At 69.7% G+C, this 17,215-nt stretch carries 18 protein-coding genes; 10 read left to right on the top strand and 8 right to left on the bottom strand.

The genetic code is table 11. The features are described from left to right. The 5 genes from CCN37_RS36280 to CCN37_RS39415 all read left to right on the top strand — a co-directional run. On the top strand, positions 1-1,632 hold a 1,632-nt coding region (locus CCN37_RS36280), incomplete at its 5' end, for an ABC transporter ATP-binding protein (RefSeq protein ID WP_143261985.1). Next, entirely contained in the window at positions 1,629-3,359 is a 1,731-nt protein-coding gene (locus CCN37_RS36285; protein ID WP_246843521.1) for an ABC transporter ATP-binding protein, read from the top strand. The genes CCN37_RS36280 and CCN37_RS36285, both read left to right, overlap by 4 nt. Before the next feature lie 159 nt (positions 3,360-3,518). After that, a complete protein-coding gene (locus CCN37_RS36290; RefSeq protein ID WP_086829788.1) occupies positions 3,519-4,142 on the top strand; it encodes a TetR/AcrR family transcriptional regulator in 624 nt (207 codons plus the stop codon). A 106-nt stretch (positions 4,143-4,248) separates the two neighbouring features. After that, positions 4,249-5,133, top strand: a complete 885-nt coding sequence (locus CCN37_RS36295; RefSeq protein ID WP_168201026.1) for an SGNH/GDSL hydrolase family protein — start codon at positions 4,249-4,251, stop codon at positions 5,131-5,133. Between the two features lie 117 nt (positions 5,134-5,250). Next, positions 5,251-5,601, top strand: a complete 351-nt coding sequence (locus CCN37_RS39415; RefSeq protein WP_143261986.1) for a hypothetical protein — start codon at positions 5,251-5,253, stop codon at positions 5,599-5,601. Positions 5,602-6,478: 877 nt separating this feature from the next. On the opposite strand, the gene CCN37_RS36300 is transcribed toward CCN37_RS39415, so the two are convergent. Genes CCN37_RS36300 through CCN37_RS36310 form a run of 3 tightly spaced genes read right to left on the bottom strand, consistent with a single transcriptional unit; the run spans position 6,479 to position 8,643 of the window. Further along, on the bottom strand, positions 6,479-7,051 hold the full coding sequence (locus CCN37_RS36300; protein WP_086829793.1) for a dihydrofolate reductase family protein: 573 nt from the start codon (positions 7,049-7,051) through the stop codon (positions 6,479-6,481). Between the two features lies 1 nt (position 7,052). Further along, the gene (locus CCN37_RS36305; protein WP_086829795.1) at positions 7,053-7,868 is read right to left on the bottom strand and encodes an alpha/beta fold hydrolase; all 816 of its coding nucleotides are present in this window, start codon (positions 7,866-7,868) and stop codon (positions 7,053-7,055) included. 52 nt (positions 7,869-7,920) lie between these two features. Continuing rightward, positions 7,921-8,643 (bottom strand): AraC family transcriptional regulator, encoded by a 723-nt coding sequence (locus tag CCN37_RS36310; protein ID WP_086829797.1) that lies wholly within the window; start codon positions 8,641-8,643, stop codon positions 7,921-7,923. Between the two features lie 598 nt (positions 8,644-9,241). On the opposite strand from CCN37_RS36310, the gene CCN37_RS36315 reads away from it, so the two are divergent. Next, positions 9,242-9,922, top strand: a complete 681-nt coding sequence (locus tag CCN37_RS36315; RefSeq protein ID WP_086829800.1) for a molybdopterin-dependent oxidoreductase — start codon at positions 9,242-9,244, stop codon at positions 9,920-9,922. After that, the gene (locus CCN37_RS36320) at positions 9,919-10,536 is read left to right on the top strand and encodes a DUF2867 domain-containing protein (RefSeq protein WP_086829802.1); all 618 of its coding nucleotides are present in this window, start codon (positions 9,919-9,921) and stop codon (positions 10,534-10,536) included. Before CCN37_RS36315 ends, CCN37_RS36320 begins: the two co-directional genes overlap by 4 nt. On the opposite strand, the gene CCN37_RS41835 is transcribed toward CCN37_RS36320, so the two are convergent. Further along, on the bottom strand, positions 10,533-11,444 hold the full coding sequence (locus CCN37_RS41835) for an aminoglycoside phosphotransferase family protein (RefSeq protein ID WP_246843522.1): 912 nt from the start codon (positions 11,442-11,444) through the stop codon (positions 10,533-10,535). The two genes, CCN37_RS36320 and CCN37_RS41835, sit on opposite strands and share 4 nt — an antisense overlap. Positions 11,445-11,492: 48 nt before the next feature. Further along, on the bottom strand, positions 11,493-11,825 hold the full coding sequence (locus CCN37_RS42495) for a DUF6355 family natural product biosynthesis protein (RefSeq protein WP_371505610.1): 333 nt from the start codon (positions 11,823-11,825) through the stop codon (positions 11,493-11,495). Positions 11,826-12,230: 405 nt separating this feature from the next. Here CCN37_RS42495 and CCN37_RS40375 point away from each other — a divergent pair, with 405 nt between their 5' ends. Beyond that, positions 12,231-12,524 carry a hypothetical protein gene (locus tag CCN37_RS40375; protein ID WP_168201027.1) on the top strand — a complete coding sequence of 98 codons (294 nt, stop codon included), beginning with the start codon at positions 12,231-12,233 and terminating at the stop codon, positions 12,522-12,524. A 118-nt stretch (positions 12,525-12,642) separates the two neighbouring features. Then, the gene (locus CCN37_RS36335) at positions 12,643-13,644 is read left to right on the top strand and encodes an FtsX-like permease family protein (protein ID WP_086829806.1); all 1,002 of its coding nucleotides are present in this window, start codon (positions 12,643-12,645) and stop codon (positions 13,642-13,644) included. A gap of 28 nt (positions 13,645-13,672) precedes the next feature. Here CCN37_RS36335 and CCN37_RS36340 read toward each other — a convergent pair whose 3' ends face one another. Then, entirely contained in the window at positions 13,673-13,933 is a 261-nt protein-coding gene (locus CCN37_RS36340) for a hypothetical protein (protein WP_086829808.1), read from the bottom strand. Positions 13,934-14,005: 72 nt separating this feature from the next. Next, on the bottom strand, positions 14,006-14,908 hold the full coding sequence (locus tag CCN37_RS36345) for a LysR family transcriptional regulator (RefSeq protein ID WP_246843523.1): 903 nt from the start codon (positions 14,906-14,908) through the stop codon (positions 14,006-14,008). 63 nt (positions 14,909-14,971) lie between these two features. Here CCN37_RS36345 and CCN37_RS36350 point away from each other — a divergent pair, with 63 nt between their 5' ends. Beyond that, the gene (locus CCN37_RS36350; RefSeq protein ID WP_086829812.1) at positions 14,972-16,150 is read left to right on the top strand and encodes an MFS transporter; all 1,179 of its coding nucleotides are present in this window, start codon (positions 14,972-14,974) and stop codon (positions 16,148-16,150) included. On the opposite strand, the gene CCN37_RS36355 is transcribed toward CCN37_RS36350, so the two are convergent. Beyond that, complete coding sequence (locus tag CCN37_RS36355) at positions 16,131-16,805, bottom strand: class I SAM-dependent methyltransferase (protein WP_086829819.1); 675 nt, start codon at positions 16,803-16,805, stop codon at positions 16,131-16,133. The genes CCN37_RS36350 and CCN37_RS36355 overlap by 20 nt on opposite strands. Between the last annotated feature and the right edge of the window lie 410 nt (positions 16,806-17,215).

Here is a 17,215-nt window from a genome sequence, read left to right on the forward strand (position 1 = left end):
CAGGCTCGCGGCGAGCCTGGCGATCTCCCGCCGTTCGAGGTCGGCGCGCGCGAGCGTCCCGACCGGTTCCTGGCGCGGGTGATCCTCTCGCTGCCACGGATCACGGTTCCCTCGATGCTGTTGGCGATCGCGTGGCAGGTCGGTGAGTCGGCCGTCCCGGTGGTGATGGGCCTCGCGATCGACCGGGCGCTGGCCACCGGCGACGCCCGTCAGCTGGTGCTGTGGATCGCCGTGCTGGTGGCTCTGTACGTCGCGCTGACGGCGGCGGCCAGGTTCACCAACCGGCTCAACGCCTATGCGATCCAGCTGTTGCAGCACCGACTGCGGGCCACGCTGTCGGCCAGGGTGCTGCACCCCGACGGCGGAACCGCGCGTGCGCCGGGCGGCGAGGTGGTCTCGGTGCTGACCAACGACGTCGCCCGCCTGGCCAACGCCGGTCTGCTCGTGGTCCTGCCGATCGCGCGGATCGCCGCCATCGGGTTCATCGCGGTCTCGTTGCTGGCGACGCACTGGCTGCTCGGGGTTGTGGTGCTGCTCGGCGCGCCAGTGGCTGTCTGGTTGATGGGCCTGCTCAGCGAACGGCTCTCCCACGACACGCGCGCCTACCAGGATCTCCTCGCGGACACCGTGGGGCGGGCCACCGATCTGGTCACCGGCTACCGGGTGATCAAGGGCGTGCGCGCCGAGGCCGAAGCGACTCGGCGATACCGGCAGGCCAGCCGGGCGACGCTCGTCGGCGCTGAGCGCAACGCCGGTCTGCTAGGGAGGTTCCTCGTGGGCTCCGGCGCGGTGAACGGCGTGTTCGTCGCCGCGGTGACGGGGCTGGCGGGCTGGTTCGCTGTGGACGGGAAGCTGAGCGTCGGCGCGTTCATCGCCGCGGTCGGCCTCGCTCAGGCGCTCCTACCCCAGATGCAGTGGATCGCGAGCGCGTCCATCCCCAACCTCGCGGGTGCTCGTGCCTCGTCCACGCGCATTCTCGACGTGCTGCGCGGGGCGGGCGCGCCCGCGGCCTCGGCCTCGCTCGGTGACACGCCGCTGCCTGTGCTGGAGGTGTCCGTGCTCGGCGCGACGGTCGTCCGGGTGCGGCCTGGCGAGTTCGTCGGAGTGCGTGCGGATGACCGGACCGCCGCCCAGGTCGCCGACGCGCTGATGAACCCCTACCTCCCGAGTGAGGCCGAAGTGCGTCTCGACGGACGGCCAGCGCGGGAGCTGACCGCGGTCGAGTACCGCTCTCGGGTCACCGTCGCGCCCCATCAGGTCACGTTGTTCACGGGCACCATCCGCGACAACCTCACCCTGACCACCCGAGCGCCTGAGCTGCTGGATGCGGCGCTGCGGGCAGCGGCGTGCTCGGACTTCGCCACAGATCTCGACAGTCCGGTCGGCGAGAACGGCAACCGGCTCTCCGGCGGGCAACGGCAACGGATCGCGCTCGCCCGGGCGTTGGCCAGCGACGCGCCGGTGCTGGTCCTGCACGACCCGACCACCGCGGTCGACCCGGTGACCGAGCAGGCCGTCGCCGAGCAGATGTCCGGCATCCGCGCGGGCCGCTCGACGCTGTTGATCGCCTCCTCCCCGGCGTTGCTGGGCGGCTGCGACCGTGTCGTCGACCTGTGCGGGGCGGCGCCGTGACTGACAACGCGCTGCCTGTCGCGGACGCCCGGGAGACCGCGAGGGAGGTGTGGCGGCTCAGCCGTGGCCACCGGTGGCGGCTCGCCGCCGTCGCGGCGCTGGGGATCGCCAGCGCGGCCGCCGACCTGATCGGGCCCGTTGTGATCGGTCTGCTCGTCGACCGGGTCCAGGCGGGCACCGCCGACCGCGGCACCGTGCTGACCATCACCGCTGTTCTGGTGGTCTCGGCCGTCCTCGGAGCCGCTGGCACCGCAGCGACGATCGTGCTCGCCACTCGGGCCTACCACACCATCCTCGCCGGACTGCGCGAGCAGCTCGTCGCCCGCGCCCTGACGCTGCCGCAGCACCGCGTGGAGCGAGCCGGAACCGGGGACCTGATCTCGCGGTCCAGCGACGACGTGACCGCCGTCGCCGACGCCGCTCCGGCGATGATCGGCGTGCTGACCACCACCGCGTTCACCATCGTCGTGTCGCTGAGCGGGCTGGCGGCGTTGGAGTGGCCCTACGCCGCGGCGCTCGCCGTCGTCCTGCCCGTCTACGCACTCGCCCTGCGGTGGTACCTGCGCACCGGGCCCGAGGTGTACCGCGCGGAGCGGGCGGCGATGAGCGCCCGTGCCCAGCAGATCGTCGAGTCCCAGCGCGGCCGCGCCACCGTGCTCGGTTTCGGGCTCGGCGAGCGACGCCACCGTGCCGTGCTGACTGCCTCCTGGGCCGTCGCCGCGCAGGCGCTGCGGGCTCGCACTGTGCAGAGCATGCTCAACGCCCGCCTGAACCTCGGCGAGTTGCTGAGCCTGGCGGCGGTGCTCGTGGTCGGCTTCGTCCTGATCGATCGCGGAGCGTCGACCGTCGGTGGTGCCACCACGGCCATGCTGGTCGTGCTGCGCCTGCTCGGCCCGGTGAACCAGCTGATGTTCATGATCGACACCCTCCAGTCCGCGCTCGCGTCGCTGAACCGCATGATCGGCGTCGCCACCGTCCCCGTCGCGGCTCCTGCCAACGCACAGGACACCACCCACGCCGTTCGGCTCCGCGAGGTCGCGTTCAGTTACGGGACGGGCCCCCGCGTGCTGGAGGACATCACTCTCGACATCGCCGCCGGTGAGCGCATCGCCGTCGTCGGTGCGTCCGGGGCGGGCAAGACCACCCTGGCCGCGGTGATCGCCGGCATCCACCCGCCCGATACCGGAACCGTCGCTCGGCCGGAGCGCACCGCGGTGATCACCCAGGAGATCCACGTGTTCGCCGGGACCCTGCGCGACAACCTCACCCTCGCCGCTCCTGGCGCCACTGACGCCCAGTTGTGTGCCGCGTTGCAGACCACCGGCGCGACCGAGCTGCTCGACCTGCTGCCGGACGGCCTCGACACGGTGGTCGGCACCGGTGGCCATCCGCTCACCGACGCCCAAGCGCAGCAGCTCGCGCTCGCCCGACTGCTTCTCGCCGACCCGCAACTGGCGATCCTCGACGAGGCGACCGCCGAAGCCGACTCCGCGCAGTCGGGGCTGCTCGATCGCGCGGCCGACGCGGCTCTCACCGGCCGCACCGGGCTGGTGATCGCCCACCGGCTCTCCCAGGCCGCCGCGTGCGACCGGATCGTGATCATGGAGCACGGACGCATCACCGAGAGCGGGACGCACTCCGAGCTGATCGCCGCGGGCGGCCGCTACGCCAGGCTGTGGTCCGCGTGGCAGGACGGGCGGAAACCCGGTGCGAACGACTCGGGATGAGCCAGGCGAACTAGATCAACTTCACCGAGGTCCTGCGCGTCCTTGAGTGGCGCCTGCGCCCGTCGGACTGGGGCCGCACTCTCTGCTCCAGGCCACCTGGGCGTGCCTCTGCGACTGCGGCCTGGATGCAATACAGAGCTGTGCTGTATTGTATCCAGCATGGGTATCGACGAGCGCGCCGCCGGTCGGCCGCGGAGCAGGGAAGCAGACGTCGCCATCCTGGACGCGGCACTCGACCTGTTCATCGAACGCGGCGCGGAGGCGACCAGCATCGAGCAGGTGGCTCGGCGCGCCGGGGTCACTCGGGCCACTGTCTACCGGCGTTTTCCGGACAAGACCCAGCTGTTGGTCGCCACGATCGAGGCGGCCTACGCCGAACCCCTGCCAACGCCGGAGATCCACGATGTCGAGCACATGCTCGCCGGCTGGGTGTCCGTCCTGTCCGACCCGCGTCAGCGGCGACTCCTGCGCCGCCTTTACGGCGCGATCGAGGACTATCCCGAACTCGTTCACGCATACCAGAAACTGTTCGGCCAGCAGCGTGCCCAGGTTCGCCGCAGCGTGCTCGAACGGGCCCGCGACCGCGGCCAGTTCCCCGCGGACACCGCGCCGGAGGTGCTGCTGAACCTGCTCATCGGTGCGGGCTGGCAGCACCTGGCCATCCATCCGGACACCTGCACGGCCGCGGAAGCCGAGGAGTTCCTGCGCGCCGTGCTCCACCAGCTCGGATACCGGCCCGATGGCCACCAGCAACAGCCTGCCGAACCCCCGGTCAAGGAGTAGCCGACAGGCGGGTGCGGCGTGCCGCGACACCTCAGGAACGAACCAACATCCCCTCTCGGAGTGCGCGGGAACCGCTCGCACCCCGTTCCCAGCACTGGAGAAGAAGTTGAGAAAGCACATCCTTCCCGTCGCGGTCGTGGCCGCCGCGGTCATCGTCTGCGGTCTCGCCGTGGCCGCCTCGGCGTCACCGGCCAAGCCGCTGAAGGTGGTGGCGCTGGGTGACTCGACCGCATCGGGCACCGGGGCCGGCCACTACCACCGCGGTACCCACGGCACCTGCTGGCGCAGTTCCAACTCCTACTCCGAGGTCGCCGCCGCAGCGCTGCGCTCCGCCGGCCGCGCGGTGGAGTACCGCAGCGCCGCGTGCAGCGGAGCGAGCATCGACGACCTGCGCAAGCCGTTCAAGGGCGAGGCCGCCCAACTGGACGCGCTGAAGCCGGACACGAACGCGGTGCTGCTGACCTTGGGCGCCAACGACGTCGGTTACGTGGAGTTCGGCGGCCTGTGCATGCAGGGCGACTGCTCCAAGGCGGGCAAGACGGTCACCGACCAGCTGCCCGCGATGAGCAAGAAGCTGCTCGCGCTGCTCGGCGAGATCAAGGCCAAGAGCCCCAAGGCCAAGGTCGTCATCGTCGGCTACGGCCGTCAGCTCACCAACGGCGCCAACGCGCTCACCGCGATCGATCCGATCTGCGCGCCCACCGTGTTCTCCGCCGAGGAGCGCGCCGAGGGCAGCAAGGTCGTCAGCGCGCTCGACCTGACGCTGCGGACCACCGCCAAGGCGGCCGGTGCGGTGTTCGTCAGCCCGTACGTCGACTCGGTGAAGCTCGGCAAGGAGTTCGCCGGGCACTCGCAGTGCGAGGCGGGTGCGCCGTACTACCGCGGCTTCGACGCGCTGGCTCCCGGCCAGGAAGGCCAGGAAGCCGTGCTGCACCTGAACAAGGACGGCCAAGCCGCCCTGGCCCGGCTCACCCTCGCGCAGCTGCGCTAGCTGAGCCATGCAGCGTGGCTACCACGGCCTCCGAGGGCGGCCCGAAATCACCTGGCCGAACCGCGAGCAAGATCGCCACATCGCACAGTCAATCCGTTCAACTGCAAGGAGAAGAGCATGACGCTCCGAGCCAAGGCTGCCGCCGCCGCTGCCGTCAGTGGCCTGGCCGCTGCCATGATCCTCGTTGGCCCGGCCAGTTCCGCTCTCGCTGGTCCGGGAAAGGGCTGGCCGAAATGCATGAAGGTTGTCGACAAGTCCGGGAACAGCAGCTGGAGCCGCATTGAGGCCAGTAGTTCGTGCAAGCACACCGGGAGGCTCAACGTCGAGTTGCAGGGTCTCGACGGGGGATGGGTATCTGTGTCGCCCGGCGAGAAAAGGGTGGCCCTCTGCTCTGGCTGGCCCAAGTGCAGCGGCGCATACGGTGTGAAGATGTACTACCGAGGTGAGAAGTACAGCTGGGACTTCTAGCGCCGCCTTCCTCAGGGCCGCCGCCAACAGGTGTGAGACAACCCTCGAGTCGAGGACGTTCGCGACGCGGGCACGGGAATGCCAGGTACTGACCGTGTTGGTCAGTACCGGTCGTCGGATGTGTGAATCGACGTGACCGCGCCGCGTCGGGTGTCCGGCATCGGTGAGCCAGGCAGGGTCATCGGTCCGGGCGTGGACGATCCGGTGCGGTCAGGACGTTCATCGGGTACGCGGTCAGGCGCGCGGTGAACTGCAGAGAACTGCGGTGGACGGCGTCCGGTGGAAACGATTCTGTCCGTTGTTCTCGTCGCCGGTCGCCCGTTTCCACGCCTTCCAGGATCTTCAGCCCTCCACGACGTTGGCGATGGGGGAGGCGACTGCGACGTCACGCCGAGCCGCGATCAGGGCGCTGGGCAGTCGGTTGCCGCGCACGCGTTCCGCTGGTTCACGGAGTGCGGCCGTCCTGGTTCCGGTGCGGACCGGGAGCGCGATCACTCGCAGGAAGTGATCCGCTTCGACGCGTTTCGCGTTGAGCGAGCTGACTCCGCCTGTGCTGCTGGAGACGCTCGTGGCAGACGCGCCGAGGTGGTGGGACGCGCTCGAAAGACGCTACGCGCTTTTGTCCGCGGCATCTCAGCAGGACGTCCACACTGGTGCGGCCAGTTGGTGGACCTGTGGGCGGAACGTCGTTGGTGGTGGGCAGGGCGACATGGCCTTGGCATGTTCCCGCGCGCCGCGCGATCGTCATTGGAACCGGTTCTGCTTTCACTGCAAGGGGTTCCGCTTGTGAAGGTGGCCGAAACCGGGTGATCCGCCCTTGGCGGATCACCCGGTTTTGTCTGTCCATTGTGGACTGCGACTGGGATGTGGCGCGGCCTCAGGCGGACGGGATCCGGCGTTGGTAGACGGTGAGCAGGGTGCTGTCGCCGTAGATCGTCGCTTCGCTGAGCGTCCACGCGGTCTTGTCCGGCATCTGCGGCCAGAGCCGGCGGCCGTGGCCGAGGACGAGCGGTGAGGCCATGAGGTGGATCTCGTCGACGAGGTCGAGAGCGAGCAGGCTCTGAGCGAGTTGGATGCTTCCGGCCACGGAGATCTCACCGTCGACCTCGTGCTTGAGCCGGGTCACGTCCTGCGCGAGGTCGCCGTTCAGCACGGTCGTTCCCGCCCACTCGGGGTTGGTGAGGGTGCTGGAGACGACGTACTTGGGCATGGCGTTGTACTTGTCGGCGAGCTCGCCGTCGTACTGGGGCCAGGCCGCGGCGAAGCCCTCGTAGGTCTTGCGCCCCAGTAGCAGCGCCGAGGCCTGGAGCGATTCGGCCTCTTTGTACCGTTCGCCGTCGGCTCCGCGGTCGAACTCGAAGCTCCAGTTCTCGTACTTGAAGTCCTCTCCACCGGGTGCTTCCACGACGCCGTCGATGGAGGTGAACTCGGTGAGCACGATCTTCCCCACGTCAGTTCTCCTTGATGAATTCGCGCAGCGCGGCGGCCAGCACGTCGGCGGTGGTCGAGTGCTGCTCACCGGCTACCGGTGCGAGGGTGGACGTGGGCAGGTGCGCGGCGATGGCGCGGGAGCCCGCGGCCAAGGCCGGCCAGGTGTCGACCCCGTGCATCACCAGGACCGGAATGTCGATGTGCTTCCACAGCTCGGGGCGCAGCGGCTTGCCGGAGAGGGTGTCGCCGACCTGGCGGGCGTCGTAGGCGATCGTGGGCGCGACAGCCTCGAGCCCCACCCAGAAGTCCTGCTCGCGCATCTCGGCGACCGCCTCTTCGGGCATCATCGCCGCGGCCGTCATGAACAGGGCGACCGCATCGCCCGGTCGGCCGTCGGCGATGGCCGCGTCGAGGCGCTCGACGTAGTCGTCGGGCAGCGGGGGTCTGGCGTCGTCGATGGCCGCGTTCGGCTCGAACAGGGCGAGGCGCGTGATCGGCACGCGGTCCTGGGCGGCGTTGAGCGCGAGGTTGGCGCCGGAGGACCAGCCGAACACGGTGGCCGGGCGTCCGTGGCCGACCTGCTCGATGATCGCCTCAAGGTCCTCGAACTCGCGCTCGACGACGTAGGGCGAGGTGTCGCCGCTCTCGCCGCGACCGCGCCGGTCGTAGTTGATGACCAGGAACTCGTCGGCGAGCAGTTCCGCGGTCTCCTGGTTCACCGGGTTCGCGGCGCGATAGGCGGTCGCGCCGTCGATGATGACGATCGGGTCGCCGGCGCCCCAGGCCGTGTAGGCGATGGTGGTGCCGTCGGCGGAGGTGACGGTGCCTTCTGGCATTGGAGTGGCCTTTCGCCGTGTGCGCGGTGACGGTCACCGCCTGCACGTGACGCTAGGAGCCAGCCGGATTCTCGGGCTTGTACAGAAGCGACAGTGGATCGGCGGCGGGGTCCGGCTGCCGCAGTTGCGTGGCAGTTCGGCCGATGAACCGTTGCAGGGAGCGGGCCAGGTGCGGCTGGTCGTAGTAGCCGAGCCGGTGCACGACATCCAGGGCGAGGACCCCCGTGCCGAGCAGCACAGCGGCCTCCCGTGCCCGTTCGATCTGACGGATCGCGCCCTGGGTGAGCCCGGTGGCCGCGGCAACGCGGCGCTGCACTGCCCGCGATCCGACCCGTGCGGTGCCGCCCCACACCACCTCGTCCACGAGCGGGTCGCGGACCAGAACGCCGGCGCGCACGAGCTTCTCCACGAGCAGCTCCGCGTCGTCGAAGTCGGGGATCTGCCACTCCTCGTCGCGAAGGAGGAACGTGCTGTCGGTCACGTGCGGACTGTCACGGGCGCTGTCGACGAGCGTGCTGATCGGGAGATGGGGCATCGAGGTGCCGTGCGCGAAGGTGATCCCGAACGACTCCGAGTCACCCGCCGTCCCGGCACTCGACGCTGTCGTCTCCGGTCCGCACGCGGCGGCGTGCATGACGCCTTGCTGCGTCCAGAAAACCAGTTCCCAGGTTGACGTGGCGATCGAGGTCATCTGTTCCACCCCGGAGGCACGGCCGCGCCAGACCCTTGCCACGTAGGGCGAATCCGACCCGCGGTGGTCGCTCTCGATCGGCATGGTTCACCCCCTGACTGATCGCCGTGCGCATGTGGCCAAGCCCGTCTTCGCGCGAGTGTGCGCCTTGTCCATCGTCGACAGTGAGCACCGTGCCCATCCTGTTACGAGGCCGGTGCTGCGTCACGCGATGAGCTGTGACGGCTGTGACCTGCATCATCGCCAGAATGGCGCAGAACTCGGACGAGGCCCTGCCGCGACGACGGGCACGCGTCGAAGCGCGGTGAACGGGAGGAAGTGAAACCACTTTCGCCTGCGGTGCAAGGGTTTTCGCTGAGGGTGTCCGCTGTGGACCGGCGGTCAAGGTTGTGAATCCCCGAGTTTCGCCGGAGATTGTTTCTCATCCACTGCGGACAGTCCACTGTGGACCTCTGTGTCTTCTGGTCGCCCGCAGCGGGCGCGGTTGCAGGTCGGGACCAGCGGGCTGACGCCCCCAGGTCGCCGCGCCCAAGCACCCAACGCCTCGTCATGGAAGTCGATCTCATCATTTCGGTGGAGGGGGTGGAGACCTTCAGGTGAGGAATCGCGGTGGTGAGGGGCGCAGCCTGGGCGCATGGCACTCCGCGATGCGGTTCGCGCGACATTGTCGTAGGAGCACGAGATGAAGATCCTTCCGCCCGGACAGCGTCGCGTCGACGGGTTCCCGCGCTTCGGAACGCGTCTGCACCGGCCTTCGCCTCCGGTGCCCGAAGACCCGGTGATCGCCCTGAGCGGCGCGGTGCGCGAGCGCTCGAAGCTGCGGCTGGCGGACCTGTCCTCGCTGCCGAGGCACGAGATCGTTGCCGACTTCCACTGCGTCACCGGCTGGACGGCGACCGATCTGCGGTGGTCAGGCGTGCGGTTCGCCGACTTCTACCGCGTGTTCGTCGAACCCGAGTTGGAACCCGGGACGACCGTCACCCACCTGGTGTTCGAGGGGTTGGACAGGGTGACGTCCGTGATCGAGTTGCGGGACGCCCTCGCTGACGACGTCGTTCTGGCCGACCAGCTGAACGGCCAGCCTCTCAACAGCGATCACGGGGCTCCGGTGCGGCTGGTCTCGCCGAAGCAGTACGGCTACATGAGCACCAAGCACCTCTGCCTCATCGAGGTGTGCTCCGAGCTGCCGGCGCACCGTTTGGCACAGCGTTTCCTCGACCGGGCGATCGAGGGGCATTCGCGGGCGCGCGTCTGGCACGAGGAGCGCCACGCCCGCGTCGCCGGACGGCTGATCCGGCCGTTCTACCGCGCCCTCATCCGTCCGACCCGCTATCTCAGCTCGAAAGGAGCGCAAGACACATGAGAGTCCCCAACAATGTGCTGAAAGCCCAGCGATGGATCATCACCGACGTCGTCCACGACTTCGACGCGGAGGATGTCTGGGCCCTTCCCATCACGGGCGGGCGCGACGACTTCGGGGCCGTCATCGACCTCATGAATTCCATCGACTTCCCCGGATCGGCATCGCTGCCGGCGCGCCTGCTGTGGAAGATCCGCGACCTGCTCGGCGGCCTGTTCGGGCTCGGACGCATTTCGACGGCAGCGGAGAACGCCGGCACCTGGCCGCCCGTTCCCGGAACCGACGAGCTGTCGTTGCTCGGCCGAGTGCCGCGGGAACTCCGCGACACGGCGACGGATTCGCACCTCAAGGACAAGCCATTCCGCGGGCTGTACATCTCGGACACCGAGTTCGCTGAGGAGATGTCGAACCGGACGATGTACGGCGTGATGCACCTCGCGTGGGTGGACAAGGGCGGCGGCCGCTATCAGGCCCAGATGACCGTCTACGTGAAGCCGCGCGGCGCGGTCGGCAAGGCGTACATGGCTCTCATCAAGCCGTTCCGCTACGCGATCGTCTACCCGGCGCTCATGCGCTACCTCGGACGACTCTGGGCCGAACAACGCGCCACGCGCTAGCCGCTGCGACGGAGGCGTTCGCGGGCCTCGGGTTCGGACAGCGAGGTGATGGGCCCGCCGACGGTGTGCTGGTACTTGGCGTCGTAGGCCCTGGTCCACGCGCCAGCTGCCCACGCCCGCTCGCGTTCGTCGGCACTGAACGCCCGGCCGCGGGCGCGGCAGTACGCGTCGAGGAAGCGTTCGGTCTCCTCGACGGTGGCCAACTCGTCCGCGCTGGCGGTGGAGTACAGCGCGGCGGCGAAGCCGACGAGGACGGCTTCGCTTTCGGCGATCGTGCTGTCCCAGTCGTGCACGACCAGCAGCGCGTCCCCGCTCCAGCGCAGGTTGCCGACGAGCCAGTCGCAGTGGCCGATCACGGCTTCGGAGTCGCTTGCTCGCAGCCGGTCGCGGGCGAGGCGGCCGGTGTCGTCGATCCACTCCGGACCGGCCACCTCGTTGAGGTTGGTGCCGGCTCCCTCGGGGCGTGGCCAGAGGCCGTCCTCGGCGTGGTTCCAGGCCGCCCATGACGGTGCCGGGTCGAGCGTGGGCACCTCGGCCGGGCTCGGGGCCAGCTCGATGAGCCGCGCGAAGGCTTCGGCGAAGACCCGGGCGGCGTCATCCGCGCTCGGGAGCGCGGCGCCGCCCGGGCCGTAGGTCTCCGCGGTGGCGACTTCCTCGCCGAAGGGGAGAGCGCCGGTGAGCGGTTCAGGACACTGATAGCCAGCTCGGAACATGCGGCGCTGGACTTCGACGCAGGCCGCTGTCCGCGGCTCGCTCGGGCGGATCTTGACCACGACTTCGCGGTCGTCGGCCAGTCGGAGCCCCACGACGGTGGAGAGGTGGCCGGATCTGAAGATCTCCTCCGCTGGCGGACTGCCGAGGTGCTCGACGCACCACTGAGCGAGATCGGCATGCGTGCGAGGTGACATCCGAGCATCCTCACACGCTCCGGTCGCCTCCTGCGGGACAGCCGCTGCCTAGCGCAAGGGGTTCAGCCAGTGGCACTGGGGGCTGACATTGGTGTCGACGTACTGGGACCAGCGAATGACAGACGTGGGTCCGACAAAGCTGTTGCTGTTCGCCCTCACGCAGTAGTGGGTGTATCCGCCACTCACGTAGTCCGCGCGGATTCTGATATCGGTGGGGCCGCAGTGGCCGTAGTAGGCGGAGCCATTGTTGGTGTGGTGCCCGCAGGGGTAGGGCAAATCTGCGGACAGTGATTGTGGTGCGGCGCTCGCCGTTGTGGTCAGAATTGCTCCTGCTGCGACGGCGGTCGCGATCGTGACTGCCGCTTTGAGGCTACTGCGCATGAGAGTTTCCCTTCAGCTGGCGGTTCATGTCGGGAGGCACGCTATAGATGATCTTGAAGTGGTCGCAGTGAATTCAGGCCTGCTTGAATTTCTTTCCGCCAGATGAAATGTGAGTCACGTTTCTCGCTGCGGTGCTCTGCCAGCTTCGAAGTTCTCCCGGTCAGGCGCGTGGGCGAGGACCTGTTCGAGCTGCTGGCGTGCCCCTGACGGGAGCTTCACGGTCGAGCACTGAGAGGGGGAGCGTGTGCGCGCGGGCTCCGCGCTCCGTCCCGTTCCCCGCCGCCGCGATGAACTGCGGTGATGGTAGCCGTGCGGTCAGGAACGCAGGTACGCCAGCACCGCGAGCGCCCTTCGGTGGTCGTCGCCGGCGACCGGCAGGTCGAGCTTGGTGAAGATGTTGCTGATGTGGGCGCGGTGTTGGGGGTGCTGCTGGCCCCCGTGATGGGCTGGCTGCTGCTGAAGATCGGTGTCGCCAGCGCGGACTTCGTCGTGGAGGTGACCGCGTGGCCGATCGGTGTCGCCGTGCTCGTCGGTGTCGGTGTCGCGCTGCTCGGAGCCTGGTCGGCGTGCCACCGCGCGTCGAAGACCGTGCCGATGGAGGCGCTGCGCGACTCGCAGGTCGAGAAGCACGCGATGACCAGGGGCGCTGGCTCCTCGGCGGCGGCTCGCTCGCTATCGGTGTGCTGCTGTCGATCTTGACCGCGAGCGCGTCGGCTGACGACCGCGTCAACACGGCGCTGTCCACCGCGATGGTGCTCACCGTGGCGGCGGCGATGCTCGCCCCGATCGTCATCGGCCCGGCCGTCCGGCTGGTGACGTGGCCCGCGAGGTCGGCGAAGGGCGCGGGCCGTTGCTGGTCCGCGCCGAGCTGCTGTCGGCCAAGCGCCGAACGGCCTCCATCGCGGCACCGATCATCGCGACTGTCGGCTTCGCCGTGCTGCTCAGCGGCATGGTGGCGACGATGCAGGACGCCTACCCGGCCGGTGAGACCGCGAAGCTGCGCGGCTTGGCGATCGTCGTCCCGGACGGCGCGCCGGGGCTGACCGATGCGGCGGTCAAGGCCGTCGGTGTCGGGCGTTCACCCTTGCCCACGATGGTGTTCCTCGACCGCGCGGAGTTCGGCAAGACCGTGATCGGCGGCGTCGGCAGCGCGGACTCCGAGCGCAACGGTGTGGTCCTGTCCACCTCGATGGCGCAGCGGTTCGGCTTGGCGCGGGGCGCGTCCGTGCCGGTCGGCTTCGTGGACGGCCAGTCCGAGGTGCTGAAGGTGACTTCGGTGCTGCCGGACGATCCTGCACGCGGCGACTTCGTGCTGAACAGGGATCTGGTCCGCAGCCATGACGGCTCCGCGCTGACCGACACCATCTTCGTTCTGCACGACCGGGCACCGACGTCGGTGGGCGCGGGTGCGGCGGTCCACGACGGCGAGACCTTCGCCGTGGCCAAGTACGAGAAGGAGAACCGGCTGCTGCTCCAGCTCTCGCTGGTGCTGATCTTCGTGGCGGTCGGCTACACGGGCATCGCGATGGCCAACACGATGGCCATGGCGGCGCAGAGCAGAGCGGCGGCCTTCGCGGTGCTGAAGTCTGCCTGTGCCACTGCCCGTCAGGTGGTGCGCCTGGTGATCGGGGAGACGGCGCTGGTCGTCGTTGTCGGAGTGGTGCTGGGTCTGCTGGTCACGCTGCCCCCGTTGGCGGCCATGGCATCCGGCCTCGCCGAGGCCACCGGCACCTCGGTGTCGCTTCGGCTGGACTGGCCGATCGTGGTGCTCGTGCCCGTGTCCTGCCTCGTGCTGGCGGTGGCGCGAGCGTGCTCATGACGTGGCGGTCCGTTCGACGACCTGCCGCCTACTCGTAGTCGGTCGCTGCGCTCAACATCCAGGCGACCAGCTCCCAGGTCGGTTGCTCGGGCACGGACTCGCCCTTGGTGTTTCGGTAGGCGCCGTCGGCGTCGTGCAGCCAGCCGCTCATCCCGTCGAGGTATTCCAACAACGTCCGGTTCCGCCAGCCGTTGCTGTTGCCCGCCTCGAACTCCTCGGCGAGGTCCGTGATGAAGTCGAAAAGATCCTCACGACTGCGCACCTCAGCCGGCCGCTTCGGCACCGACATGCTGTCTCCTCACTCGTTGTCGAACATGTGTTCGAAGTTGTCCACAGGTTGTCCCCAGCTGGGGACAACCGCTCAGCGGTGGGCAATCGCCTCGGCGAAGGCCCGCGCTTGGGGAGTGCCGTGCTCGGCGTGCCAGATGACGCCGAGCACGGACTCCGGGAGACCGGTGACGGGGACGAAGACGACGGAGTTCCGCGAGCCCTGGTGCTGGGCCGTTGACCGACACAGCAGCATTCCGCCTCGGCCAGCCGCAGCCAAGCCCATGCCTTCCTGGAGCGTGCTCGCGGCTGGTCCGCGCGGGATGTGGCGACCGCCGGGCGTGGTGTCGGGGGCCTGTGCGCGGCGCCAGTACGCGGGGGCGGCGCCGCGGATGCCGATCAGGGAGCACTCCGCCAGGTCCTCGGCGGTGACGGAGTCCTTTTCGGCGAAGGGGTGCCGAGGCGAGACGGCGAGCACCTGGGGTTGGCGCGAGAAGGTGGGCCCGAGCACGAGATCGGGCTCCTCGACGGGCAGGAGCACGACGGCGGCGTCGACCTCGCGACGGCTGAGGGGGCCGAAGGGGTCGGCGAGCGGGATCTCGGCGAGTTCGACGGCGTGGTCGGGGCACCGCTGCTCGAAACCGGCGATCGCGGTGGCGAGGTGGTCGTCGATGACGCCTTGGAAGCCGATTCGCAGCACGCCACCGGTGCCCCGCGCGGTGCTGCGCGCGTGGTCGACGGCGGCTCGAAGCGCGCCGTAGGCGGGGCGGAGCTCGGCGAGGAACTCCTCTCCGAGCGGGGTCAGCCGCGCGCGGCGGCTCGTGCGCTCGACCAGTGGCGCGCCGATGCGGCCCTCCAGCGAGCGGAGCAGTTGGCTGACGCGGCTCTGCGACACGTAGAGGCGTTCTCCGGCGCGGCCGAAGTGCAGTTCGTCGGCGAGCACCAGGAACGCCTCCAGCTCGCGGATCTCCAAGCCGCCTCGCGATCCAGTAGTCACGCTCATAGAAGGATGAGGGATCGGCCGTTGTTCCCGGCGACGCGCGGCGGTTGCCTGGTACACATGGTGCAGACGGACACAACGCGCAGGTCAGGCGGCTGGGCGGCGGTGAGCGCGGTCTCGGGGGCGACCTTCACGGCGGTCACCTCGGAGATGCTGCCGGTGGGCCTGCTGACCCCGATCAGCCGCGGCTTGGCGGTCAGCGAAGGCGCGGCCGGCCTGACGTTGACGGTGACCGGCGTTGTCGCTGCGATCTCCGCGCCGCTGCTGATCCCGGCTCTGGGGAGGTTCGACCGGCGGAGCGTGCTGTGCGCGCTGACGGCGGTGATGGCGGCGGGGAACCTGCTCGCGGCGTGGTCGCCCGCCTTCTCGGTCATGCTCCTCGCGCGGGTGCTGGTGGGGATCGGCATGGGCGGGGTGTGGGCGGTCGCGGCGAGCCTGGCTGTGCGGCTCGTTCCGGCGAAGTCCGTTGGGTCGGCGACCTCGGTGATCTTCAGCGGCATCGCGGTGGCGTCGGTGCTGGGCGTTCCGGCGGGCGCCTACCTCGGCGAGCTGGCCGGGTGGCGGGCCGCGTTCGTCGGGGCCGGAGGGCTTTCGCTGGTGGTGCTGGCGGCGTTGGCCGTGTCGTTGCCGCCGTTGCCTGCGGCGGGGACTGTTGGGCTGGGCGCGATGGTGCGGCTGGCTGCGACGCCGCGCGTGCGCACGGGGCTGATCGTGGTGGCGCTGGTGGTGATCGGCCACTTCGCCGCGTACACCTATGTCCGGCCGGTGCTGGAGGAAGTGTCCGGGGTGGGCGCTGGGCTGATCGGCACGCTTTTGTTGATCTATGGGCTCTTCGGGGTCTTGGGCAACTTCGTCGCGGGCGTCGGAGCCGCGCGGTCGCCCCGGCGGACGCTGCTGGTGCTGGGCGCGATGTTGGCGGTGACGATGGCGCTGGTTCCGCTTCTGGGAGTGACCGCGCTGGCCGCGGCGGTGCTTCTGGTGTTCTGGGGCCTTGCGTACGGCGGCGTTTCGGTGGCCTCCCAGTCGTGGATGATGACGTCCGCGCCGCAAGCGCCCGAAGCGGCCTCAGCACTGTTCGCGGGGGTCTTCAACGCGGCGATCGCGCTCGGAGCGCTGACCGGTGGGCTGGTCGCCGACGCGGTCGGGACCACTGCGGTGATGTGGCTCGGCGGCGCGTTCGCGGCCGGGGCGGTGCTGGTCCTGGGTGCCGCTGGACGCGTCAGCTCCGCGACACGATGAGGCGGAAGCCCGCGTCCCACTCGTCGAGGGCGAGCAGGTCCTGGTGGGTCTCGTGCCACCAGCCGCTGTCCAGGTCCTCGCGCAGGCGACGGATGCCGCGCTCGACGGCGTCGGGGTCAGTCTGGGCGAGCGCGGAGCAGGCGCGGCGGACACGAGGATCGAGGTAGGCCTCGGGGCGTCGCCAGTGAGCGGGGAACACCCCGTCGGTGAAGTCCCACGGCAACGGCATCGGGATGACCGAGTCCGCGTCCAGCTCCTGCGCGATGTCCGGGGCGGAGGGGCGGGAGAGCTCCAGCTCAGCGATCTCGGGCACGTACTCGCGGACGAACCAGAAGTCGGCGTGCACACGGGTGTCGTAGGCGAGGACGACCTGGCGCGGGGCGACTCGGCGGAGTTCGGCGAGCCCGGTCCGCCAGTCGGTCCAGTGGTGGACGGTGAGCACGGCCATCGCGACATCGACGGAGTTGTCTTGCAGCGGAAGGGCTTCAGCGATCGCGCGAACGGCGGGGCTCGCGTGCGGCGGTCGCTGGCGGATCATCTCGGAGGACGGTTCGAGTGCGAGCACCGTGCGATCGCGCGGCTCGTAGGAGCCGGTGCCCGCGCCTACGTCCGCGACGGACCGGGCAGTGCCGAGCGCGGCGAGGACCGGGGCCATCCAGCGCGGATCGGTACGCCGTCCCAACGAGTACCCGGTGCCGATGCGGTCGTAGAGCTCGGTTCCGGCCACTCGTTCCTCCCCCGTGGATCAGCCTCTTTCGCAGGCTAACGATCGCCGAGTTCGCGCGGGTGTGATTCACGCTGGCGCGTTGTCCTTGCTGAGCTGTGTATCGCGAGCGTATGGAGAAACGCATACGCCGTCGCAACAGCGGCCCGTCTTCCATGGTCGACGACTGGGGGAGGGACGGGAACATGGATTCTGCGCGCGGTGTTGGCCGGAGGCAGGTGCTCGGGTGGGGCGGCTTGGCGGCGGCGGGTGCGTCGGTGGTGGGGGCTGGCGGGGCGCACGCGGACATCGGCGAGCGCGTTCCGCCGGAGGCGTTGCCGGGCGGGGCCTACGACAGGTTC

Origin of the sequence: Allokutzneria sp. NRRL B-24872 (assembly GCF_002155965.1) — a bacterium.
GTDB lineage: Bacteria > Actinomycetota > Actinomycetes > Mycobacteriales > Pseudonocardiaceae > Allokutzneria.

Bases quoted from the DNA above. Each gene is read 5' to 3' on its own strand.
- CCN37_RS36290 (WP_086829788.1), top strand. From the start codon at position 3,519: ATGGGTATCGACGAGCGCGCCGCCGGTCGGCCGCGGAGCAGGGAAGCA.
- CCN37_RS39415 (WP_143261986.1), top strand. From the start codon at position 5,251: ATGACGCTCCGAGCCAAGGCTGCCGCCGCCGCTGCCGTCAGTGGCCTG.
- CCN37_RS36305 (WP_086829795.1), bottom strand. From the start codon at position 7,868: ATGCCAGAAGGCACCGTCACCTCCGCCGACGGCACCACCATCGCCTAC.
- CCN37_RS36310 (WP_086829797.1), bottom strand. From the start codon at position 8,643: ATGCCGATCGAGAGCGACCACCGCGGGTCGGATTCGCCCTACGTGGCA.
- CCN37_RS36315 (WP_086829800.1), top strand. From the start codon at position 9,242: ATGAAGATCCTTCCGCCCGGACAGCGTCGCGTCGACGGGTTCCCGCGC.
- CCN37_RS36320 (WP_086829802.1), top strand. From the start codon at position 9,919: ATGAGAGTCCCCAACAATGTGCTGAAAGCCCAGCGATGGATCATCACC.
- CCN37_RS41835 (WP_246843522.1), bottom strand. From the start codon at position 11,444: ATGTCACCTCGCACGCATGCCGATCTCGCTCAGTGGTGCGTCGAGCAC.
- CCN37_RS42495 (WP_371505610.1), bottom strand. From the start codon at position 11,825: ATGCGCAGTAGCCTCAAAGCGGCAGTCACGATCGCGACCGCCGTCGCA.
- CCN37_RS36340 (WP_086829808.1), bottom strand. From the start codon at position 13,933: ATGTCGGTGCCGAAGCGGCCGGCTGAGGTGCGCAGTCGTGAGGATCTT.
- CCN37_RS36350 (WP_086829812.1), top strand. From the start codon at position 14,972: ATGGTGCAGACGGACACAACGCGCAGGTCAGGCGGCTGGGCGGCGGTG.
- CCN37_RS36355 (WP_086829819.1), bottom strand. From the start codon at position 16,805: ATGGCCCCGGTCCTCGCCGCGCTCGGCACTGCCCGGTCCGTCGCGGAC.